The following is an 8323-nucleotide window of genomic DNA, read 5'->3' on the forward strand; positions in this document are numbered from 1 at the left end:
CGGCCGTCACTTGACGAGCGTCGACTCGATCACGGAGGTGAAGAAGGTGAGGCCGTCCGTGCCGGAGGCCATGGCAGCGGCGGTGTCCGGGCCGAAGCCGGGCTCGGTCGCGTGCTCGGGGTGCGGCATCAGGCCCACGACGTTGCCGCGCTCGTTCGAGACGCCCGCGATGTCGTCGATCGACCCGTTCGGGTTCACGCCGACGTAGCGGAACACGACCTGGCCGTTGTCCTCGATGCGCTTGATCTCGTCGGCGTCGGCGACGAACCGGCCGTCGGCGTTCTTGAGCGGGATCGTGATCTCCTGCTGCGCGGTGAACCCGGAGGTCCAGGCGGTCGAGGTGGTCTCGACGCGGAGCTTCTGGTCGCGGCGGATGAACTGCTGGTGCGCGTTGCGGGTGTGTGCCCCGGGCACCAGGCGGGCCTCGGCCAGCATCTGGAAGCCGTTGCAGATGCCGAGCACGGGCATGCCCTTGCCGGCGGCGTCGATGACCTCGGCCATGATCGGCGCCTTCGCGGCGATCGCTCCGGCGCGCAGGTAGTCGCCGTACGAGAACCCGCCGGGCAGCACGATGGCGTCGACGCCCTGCAGGTCGTGGTCGCCGTGCCAGAGGGCGACGGGGTCGGCACCGGCGAGACGGACCGCGCGCTGGGCGTCACGGTCGTCGAGGGAGCCGGGGAAGGTGATGACGCCGATGCGCATCCGGGTCACTGACCTTCGACGGTCACGGAGACGACGTCCTCGATGACCGCGTTCGAGAAGACGTCGGCGGCGATGTCGCGGACCTCGGCCAGCTTGGCGTCGTCGACGGGGCCGTCGACGGTCACCTCGAAGCGCTTGCCGATGCGGACGTTGGTCAGGTCGGCCTTGCCCAGACGGGCGAGGGCGTTGCCCACCGCCTTGCCCTGGGGGTCGAGGATCTCGGCCTTGGGCATGACCTCGACGACGATCGTTGGCACGTGTTCTCTCCAGCGCTTCAGGGGTGGGGGACGCGACCAGTCTACGGGGCGCGCGCGACACGCCGGGACGGATCCGGGCCTCCTGTGGAGAACCTGCTGTGCGTTTGCTCACCTGTGTTCGACTCCGTATATTCGAAGTCGAATAGTCCAGTCCGGAGACTGTCGCAGCGATCCGTCAGGAGGCCCGCATGGCGTCGCTCACGCCCCTCGCGTTCGCCGCGCTCGACCTGCTGAACGAGGCACCGATGCACCCGTACGAGATGTTCCAGACGATGGTCCACCGGCAGGAGGAGCGGAACGTCAAGGTCCGCCCGGGCACCCTGTACCACCAGGTCGGCCGCCTCGCCGAGCTCGGGTTCGCCGAGGTCGTGGGCACCGACCGCGACGGCAACCGGCCGGAACGCACCACCTACACGATCACCGACGCCGGCCGCGCGGCACTCGCGGACGGCCTCCGCCGCATGGTGGCGGAGCCCGCGGACGAGTACCCGGAGTTCCACCTGGCCCTCTCCGTGCTCGAGAACCTGCCGCACACCGAGGCGGTCGATGCCGTCCGGGCCCGGATCGTCGCACTCGAACAGGAGCGCGACGACTACGACCAGGCACTCCAGCGCGTGCAGGCCAAGCAGCTGACCGAGCGGTACTGGCTCGACGTGTCGTACGTCCGTGCGATGCTCGCCGCGCAGATCGAGTGGCTCAGCACCACCGTCGACCGCATCGCCAGCGGCGACCTCCCCTGGGACGGCCCGGCCGTCCCCACAGACACTGACTTCCCCACGAACAGCAAGGACACCACTCGATGACCACCGTCACGCCTCCGCGGACGACCGAGAAGAAGCCGTGGCCCGCCCTCTGGGCGCTCGTCGTCGGCTTCTTCATGATCCTCGTCGACTCGACCATCGTGTCGGTCGCCACCCCCACCATCGCCCAGAAGCTCGACGCGGACATCAACTCCGTGATCTGGGTGACGAGCGCGTACCTGCTCGCCTACGCCGTGCCGCTGCTCATCACCGGCCGCCTCGGTGACCGCTTCGGCCCGAAGGTCATGTACCAGATCGGCCTCGTGGTGTTCACGCTCGCCAGCCTCTGGTGCGGTCTCGCCGGCTCGATCGAGATGCTCATCGTGGCCCGCGTCGTGCAGGGTCTCGGCGCCGCGATGATGAGCCCGCAGACGATGTCCGTCATCACGCGCATCTTCCCGCCGCAGAACCGCGGTGCCGCGATGGGTCTCTGGGGCGCCGTCGCCGGTGTCGCCTCGCTCGTCGGCCCGATCGTCGGCGGCCTGCTCGTCGACGGCTTCGGCTGGGAGTGGATCTTCTTCGTGAACGTCCCCGTCGGTGTCGTGGCGTTCGTCCTCGCGCAGCGCTTCGTGCCGTCGTTCGACCGTCACGGGCACCGCTTCGACTACCTCGGCATCTTCCTGTCCGCGGCCGGCCTGTTCCTGCTCGTCTTCGGCATCCAGGAAGGCGAGACCTACGACTGGGGCGTCATCGCCGGACCGATCTCGGTGTGGTCGCTCATCATCGTCGGGCTCGTGGTGCTCGCCGGGTTCGTCGTCTGGCAGGGCGTGCAGAAGGGTGAGCCGCTGCTGCCCCTCGGCCTCTTCAAGGACCGCAACTTCACCCTGGCCAACGTCGCCATCACGGCCGTCGGTGTCGCGATCGCCTCGTTCGCGCTACCGATCATGCTCTGGGCGCAGGACGTCCTGCGGTTCTCGCCGACCCAGGCGGCACTGCTCCTCGTGCCGCAGGCCGTGCTGTCCGCCGGCCTCGCACCGCTCGTCGGCAAGAACCTCAACCGGTGGAACCCGCGCTGGGTCGCCGCGTTCGGCCTCGCGTGCTTCTCGGCCGGGCTGTTCTGGTTCGGCGCACTGCTGTCGTCGAGTGCCGACTGGGGATGGGTGCTCCTGCCGAGCGCGCTCCTCGGCATCGCCAACGCCTGCATGTGGGGTCCGCTGTCGGTCTCGGCGACGCGCAACCTGCCGCCGAAGCTGGCCGGTGCCGGCTCAGGCGTCTACAACACGACGCGTCAGATCGGCGCCGTGCTCGGTTCGGCCGGCATCGCGGCGCTGATGGAGGCCCGGATCACCGCTAACTTCCCGGCCTCGACCGGTGGGACCTCCGCCGGTGGTGCCGAGCAGCAGGTCGGCGGACTGCCCGGGTTCCTGCTCGAGCCGTTCTCGCGGGCCATGGGTGAGTCGCTGTTCCTTCCGGCGATCGTGCTCATCGCGGCGATCGTGGCGGCGCTGTTCCTGGCGAAGCCGAAGCAGACCGTCGCCTGGCAGCAGACCGGCGGCGTGACCGCGCAGCCCGACGCGGAGGGCACTGCGCCGGCCGAGGGCGACGCGAAGCCGACCGAGCACGGCGTGCACGCTGCGGCCGCTGCTCCGGCGACGGCCGAGGCCGAGCTCGCCGCCATCGACCACCACGGCAAGCACGCCGACGCCTGACCCGCGCCGACCACCCGGGCCCCGGGCTGCTCCCACGAGCGGCCCGGGGCCCGCGTGTAGCCGGGGTCCCGGCGCAGTCGTTGCGGCCGCGGGGGTGCGACACGGTCGACGTCGTACGACAACGGGTTCGTCGCAGTCCCGCGTCTGCAACAGTTGCGGCCGCGGGGGTGCGACACCCTCGACGTCGTACGACATCGAGGTCGTCGTTCCGGGTCGGCGCCCCGCCCGCGCGCTCAACCCCGGCGCTGCAGGTGCGCCCGCGTCAGCTCGTCGATCTGCTCGTCGGTCAGGGCGTCGACGGCGTGGGCCTCGCGGCGATCGGTCCGCTGCCACCGGATGAACAGCGAGATGAGCACGGGGATGTCCGCCACCTCGGCGATGAACCACAGCAGGTCGCCCGCCAGGTGCTGATCGCGCAGCGGCGACGGGAACCACGGCTGCCCCACGGCCTGCACCACCGACCCGTCGAGCACGTGGTTCGTGATCCGGAGCACGATGCCCGGCACCGCGTCGATCATCAGCTCCACGAAGGCGAGCAGGAACTCCGCGGTGACGAACGTCGACGACCGCAGCACCCCGGGCTCGGACAGCGGTGCGAGCAGCCCGAACCCGAGCATCGGGACCGTCACCGTGATCACGACGGCCCAGACGGACGATCCCCGCAGGGTCGCCGCGAACGGTGTCAGCAACAGGCCGAACAGGACGAGGGCGACCAGCGGCGCGACGATCGCGTTGCCGAGCAGGCGCACTGGACGCGACCGCATGGCGGCGTCGGCGGCGTGCGTGAGGCGATCCGGGCCTCCTGTCCGGAGCAACGACACGGGCGCACCGAGCGCGGCGAAGGTGGGGACCGCGAAGAAGAGCAGGGCGGACCGCAGCACGAACGCCCACCGCAGCTGCTGGTCGTACACGCCGACGATGCCGAACTGCAGGATCCCGAACAGCACCAGTGCCGCGCCGAACGCGAGGGTGCGCCACCAGGGCCAGCGTGCGCCGCGACGTGCGGCGCCGACCACCCACCAGCCGTAGGCGACCGCGGCGACGACGATCATCACCGCGGACAGGGGATCGAACCGCCAGGTGCTCCAGAACTCGGGTGTCGACGGCGTCGGGTGCCTCCTGCGGATCGGCCTCGTGCCATCCTCTGCCCGGCGTGTGTGCCGGCGCAGACCCGAGCGGCTCCGATCGGTGAGAACCGGTTCAGATCCGGGTGACGCCCCTGGCCGGCGTGGTCCGCGAGAGCAACCACACCCCGATCGGCACCGCGACGGCGCCGATGACCGCGACCCCGAACGACAGGTGCAGCTGCATCACGAGGAACGCCGGACCGATCGTGCAGACCGCCGCGACGGCGACGACGGGCCACGACGGACGGTCGGCCGAGGCCAGCAGGCGGGGGAGCGGGCGGTCGAACCAGCGCAGCGCCCGAGCGACCCCGAGCGCGACGGCGAGCACCACGACCAGTGCGACGACACGGGACGCCCACCACGGACCGGAGCCCGGCGTCGGGAACGGCACCCCGATCAGCAGGGCGACCCCGTTCAGCGCGATGAAGAGCGGCAGGTGCCACAGGTAGATGGTCATGCCGTCCCGACCGAGCACGAACACGGCGCCGAGCGCGGTCCTGGTGCGCATCAGGCGGGTGAGCGGGGCGTGCACGAGCTGGACCAGGCAGGCCTGTGCGATCGCGAGGAACGCCAGCGGGAGCATCGGCGGGTTGAGGTCCTGCAGCATGTCCGGTGCCCACAGCCCGATCGAGGTCGTCGGGACGAGCAGGGCGTAGGCGGCGACCGCCACCGCGAGCAGGAGTGCCTTCGACCGCCGCGCGAACCAGCCGTCGGCCCAGAGGAACCCGAGCTGCTGGGCGAAGAGCCACACCGGTCCGAGGTTGAGCAGTCCGACCTCGGCGACCCCGGTGGCCAGGCGGACCGCGTCGACCGCTCCGGCGAGCAGCAGCAGGACGCCGAGGGTGGCCCACGGTGCCCGCTCGTGCAGGCGCATCATCAGCGGCACGCAGCACTGCGTGATGCCGTACGCGGCGAGGAACCAGAGCGGTGAGCCGATGCCGAACGCGACCTCGGCGAGGAGGTCCGGCGGGGTGCCGACGGCCGTGGCCACACCGAGCCCGAGCGCGAGGAACACGAACAGCGGGACCGCGGGCCGGAACAGGCGCACGAGGCGGATGGCCAGGTAGTCGCGAGCGGGGCTCGGCGCACCGCGCGCGACGGTGCTGCGCCAGCCGACTGCGCTCGCGAAGCCGCCGACCACGAAGAAGAGGGGCATCACCTGCCCGACCCAGGTGGCGGCGACGTACCACGGGAGCTCCTGCAGGGGGCTCGTCACCCGCACCCCCTGGTCGTCGGCGGCGACGCCGACCATCGTGACGTGCACGATGACGACGAGGACGACGCAGGCCGTCCGGATGAGGTCGACGACCAGGTCCCGCTTCGCGATGATCCCCCGGACGTCCGGTGCACTGTTCGCCTGTTCAGGCAGACCTTGGCTCGTGGACATGTCCGGACGCTAGCGTGCGGAGCGGTCGGTCCAGGGTCGTCCCAGCTGATCGCGACCGGATCGTGACACTTCGTATTCCGGTAGCGGCATGCGTCATCGCGCTGACCGTCGGCAGAAGCTCGTGTACAGTGGCCACGTTGTCTTGATTCCTGCAAAAGAAAGGCTCAGCATGGACGCCGACGCCGATCTGCTCCGCACCTCGGGCCTCCGGGTGACGACGCCGCGACTCGCGGTGCTGCGGGCCACCGAATCGATGCCGCACGCCACCGCCGACGACATCGTCACGGCGCTCACGGCGGAACTCCCGACGACCAGCCACCAGGCCGTGTACGGCGTGCTCGCCGCGCTGACCGGCGTCGGCCTCGTCCGACGCATCGAGCCGGCCGGCAGCCCCGCTCGGTACGAGCGACGCACCGGTGACAACCACCACCACATCGTCTGCACCCTGTGCGGCGCGATCGAGGACGTCGACTGCGCCGTCGGGCACTCGCCCTGCCTGACCCCGTCGGACGCGCACGGCTTCGCCGTCACCACCGCCGAGGTCACCTACTGGGGCATCTGCGAGCGGTGCGCCGCGGCCGAGCGCGACGACGCGGGCGCAGACGCGCCCGACGCAAGCGCAAGCGCAGACGCCCCTGACGCAGGCGCAAGCGCAGACGCCCCCGACGCCCCGCGCGTCCCCTGAACCACCCGAGCACCCCTGACCGAACCAACCGTTCCACCCAAGGAGGAACCGTGTCCGACCAGAACACGACCGGCACCCCGTCCGGCACCCCCACCACCACGACCAACTCCGGCGCTCCCGTCTCGAGCGACGAGCACTCGATGGGCGTCGGGGCCGACGGCCCCCTCGCGCTGCACGACCACTACCTGGTCGAGAAGCTCGCCCAGTTCAACCGCGAGCGTGTGCCGGAGCGCGTCGTCCATGCGAAGGGCGGCGGAGCGTTCGGTACCTTCACCGTCACGCAGGACGTCAGCAAGTACACCCGCGCCGCGTTCCTGCAGCCGGGCCAGCAGACCGAGATGCTCACGCGCTTCTCGTCCGTCGCCGGCGAGCAGGGGTCGCCCGACACGTGGCGCGACCCCCGTGGCTTCGCGCTGAAGTTCTACACGTCCGAGGGCAACTACGACCTCGTCGGCAACAACACCCCGGTCTTCTTCATCCGCGACGGCATCAAGTTCCCCGACTTCATCCGCTCGCAGAAGCGTCTGCCCGGATCGCACCTGCGCGACCACGACATGCAGTGGGACTTCTGGACCCTGTCGCCCGAGTCGGCGCACCAGGTCACCTGGCTCATGGGCGACCGTGGCCTGCCGGCGAGCTGGCGCGAGATGGACGGCTTCGGGTCGCACACGTACCAGTGGATCAACGCCGAGGGTGAGCGCTTCTGGGTGAAGTACCACTTCCTGACGGAGCAGGGCCACAAGACCCTGACGCAGGAGGACGCCGACCGCATCGCCGGTGAGGACGCGGACTTCCACATCCGTGACCTGCACGCCGCGATCGAGCGTGGCGACTTCCCGCGCTGGACGCTCAAGGTGCAGATCATGCCCTACGCGGACGCCGAGTCGTACCGGTTCAACCCCTTCGACCTGACGAAGGTGTGGCCGCACGCGGACTACCCGCTCATCGAGGTCGGCACGATGGAGCTCAACCGCAACCCGGAGAACTACTTCGCGCAGATCGAGCAGGCGACGTTCGCGCCGTCGAACTTCGTGCCCGGCATCGCGGCGAGCCCCGACAAGATGCTCCTGGCGCGCATCTTCAGCTACGCGGACGCCCACCGCTACCGCGTCGGTACCAACCACGCGCAGCTGCCGGTGAACGCCCCGAAGAACGAGGTGCACTCGTACTCGAAGGACGGCGCCATGCGCTTCGACTTCCAGAAGTCCGAGGTGCCGGTGTACGCCCCGAACTCGCTCGGTGGCGCGCACGCCGACCCGTCCGCGACCGACGACGTGCCCGGTTGGGAGTCGGACGGCGCGCTGCAGCGGTCCGCCGCGACCCTCCACCCCGAGGACGACGACTTCGGCCAGGCCGGCACGCTCGTCCGAGAGGTCCTCGACGACGCTGTCCGTGAGCGCCTGGTCGGCAACATCGCCGGTCACGTCTCGAAGGTGACGCGCGACGACCTGCGCGAGCGCGTGTTCGCGTACTGGACGAACGTCGACGCCGACCTGGGTGCGCGCGTGCGCGCCGCGGTCGTGCCGAGCGCGCCGGGTTCGAACGAGAACCCGGAGACGGTTGCGGTCGAGGCGTAAGCCCCGCTCCACCACCTGACGGACGGGAGGCGCGGTGCCAGCTGTGAACTGGTCCCGGTTTGTTGGACCGTGAAGTCAGATTAGGCCGCGAGGGCGTGAGCTCGGTATTGAACCGGGCTCATGCCCTCGAGTCGTGCCT

8 protein-coding genes are annotated in these 8323 nt (G+C 70.4%); 4 read left to right on the forward strand and 4 right to left on the reverse strand.

Going from position 1 to position 8323, the window contains the following annotated elements; translation table 11 throughout:
• Window positions 1-6: 6 nt before the first annotated feature.
• A complete protein-coding gene (gene purQ, locus EDF31_RS18900; protein ID WP_111085606.1) occupies window positions 7-702 on the reverse strand; it encodes a phosphoribosylformylglycinamidine synthase subunit PurQ in 696 nt (231 codons plus the stop codon).
• 5 nt (window positions 703-707) lie between these two features.
• Entirely contained in the window at window positions 708-959 is a 252-nt protein-coding gene (gene purS, locus EDF31_RS18905) for a phosphoribosylformylglycinamidine synthase subunit PurS (RefSeq protein ID WP_017886272.1), read from the reverse strand.
• A 188-nt stretch (window positions 960-1147) separates the two neighbouring features.
• Between purS and EDF31_RS18910 the strand changes: the two genes are divergently transcribed.
• Together EDF31_RS18910 and EDF31_RS18915 are read left to right on the forward strand one after the other, a co-directional pair.
• The gene (locus EDF31_RS18910) at window positions 1148-1762 is read left to right on the forward strand and encodes a PadR family transcriptional regulator (RefSeq protein WP_111085590.1); all 615 of its coding nucleotides are present in this window, start codon (window positions 1148-1150) and stop codon (window positions 1760-1762) included.
• Window positions 1759-3408: a DHA2 family efflux MFS transporter permease subunit gene (locus tag EDF31_RS18915; RefSeq protein ID WP_123671983.1), complete on the forward strand. Its 1650-nt coding sequence runs from the start codon at window positions 1759-1761 to the stop codon at window positions 3406-3408. The genes EDF31_RS18910 and EDF31_RS18915 overlap by 4 nt, the downstream gene beginning before the upstream one ends.
• A gap of 233 nt (window positions 3409-3641) precedes the next feature.
• Here the strand turns inward: EDF31_RS18915 and EDF31_RS18920 are convergent, their stop codons facing one another.
• Both EDF31_RS18920 and EDF31_RS18925 read right to left on the reverse strand, forming a co-directional pair.
• Complete coding sequence (locus EDF31_RS18920; protein WP_131847521.1) at window positions 3642-4460, reverse strand: cytochrome c oxidase assembly protein; 819 nt, start codon at window positions 4458-4460, stop codon at window positions 3642-3644.
• Window positions 4461-4608: 148 nt separating this feature from the next.
• Window positions 4609-5922 carry an acyltransferase gene (locus tag EDF31_RS18925; protein WP_131847513.1) on the reverse strand — a complete coding sequence of 438 codons (1314 nt, stop codon included), beginning with the start codon at window positions 5920-5922 and terminating at the stop codon, window positions 4609-4611.
• 169 nt (window positions 5923-6091) lie between these two features.
• Between EDF31_RS18925 and EDF31_RS18930 the strand changes: the two genes are divergently transcribed.
• The gene (locus tag EDF31_RS18930) at window positions 6092-6607 is read left to right on the forward strand and encodes a Fur family transcriptional regulator (RefSeq protein WP_165901504.1); all 516 of its coding nucleotides are present in this window, start codon (window positions 6092-6094) and stop codon (window positions 6605-6607) included.
• Window positions 6608-6657: 50 nt separating this feature from the next.
• On the forward strand, window positions 6658-8184 hold the full coding sequence (locus EDF31_RS18935) for a catalase (RefSeq protein WP_131847515.1): 1527 nt from the start codon (window positions 6658-6660) through the stop codon (window positions 8182-8184).
• Window positions 8185-8323 lie beyond the last annotated feature (139 nt).

The organism is Curtobacterium sp. PhB142, assembly GCF_004341255.1.
In the GTDB taxonomy this organism is placed as follows: domain Bacteria; phylum Actinomycetota; class Actinomycetes; order Actinomycetales; family Microbacteriaceae; genus Curtobacterium.

What these genes read in the sequence shown, in the direction of transcription:
- purQ (WP_111085606.1), bottom strand. Translation starts at nt 702, where the DNA reads ATGCGCATCGGCGTCATCACCTTCCCCGGCTCCCTCGACGACCGTGAC.
- EDF31_RS18910 (WP_111085590.1), top strand. Translation starts at nt 1,148, where the DNA reads ATGGCGTCGCTCACGCCCCTCGCGTTCGCCGCGCTCGACCTGCTGAAC.
- EDF31_RS18915 (WP_123671983.1), top strand. Translation starts at nt 1,759, where the DNA reads ATGACCACCGTCACGCCTCCGCGGACGACCGAGAAGAAGCCGTGGCCC.
- EDF31_RS18920 (WP_131847521.1), bottom strand. Translation starts at nt 4,460, where the DNA reads ATGATCGTCGTCGCCGCGGTCGCCTACGGCTGGTGGGTGGTCGGCGCC.
- EDF31_RS18925 (WP_131847513.1), bottom strand. Translation starts at nt 5,922, where the DNA reads ATGTCCACGAGCCAAGGTCTGCCTGAACAGGCGAACAGTGCACCGGAC.
- EDF31_RS18930 (WP_165901504.1), top strand. Translation starts at nt 6,092, where the DNA reads ATGGACGCCGACGCCGATCTGCTCCGCACCTCGGGCCTCCGGGTGACG.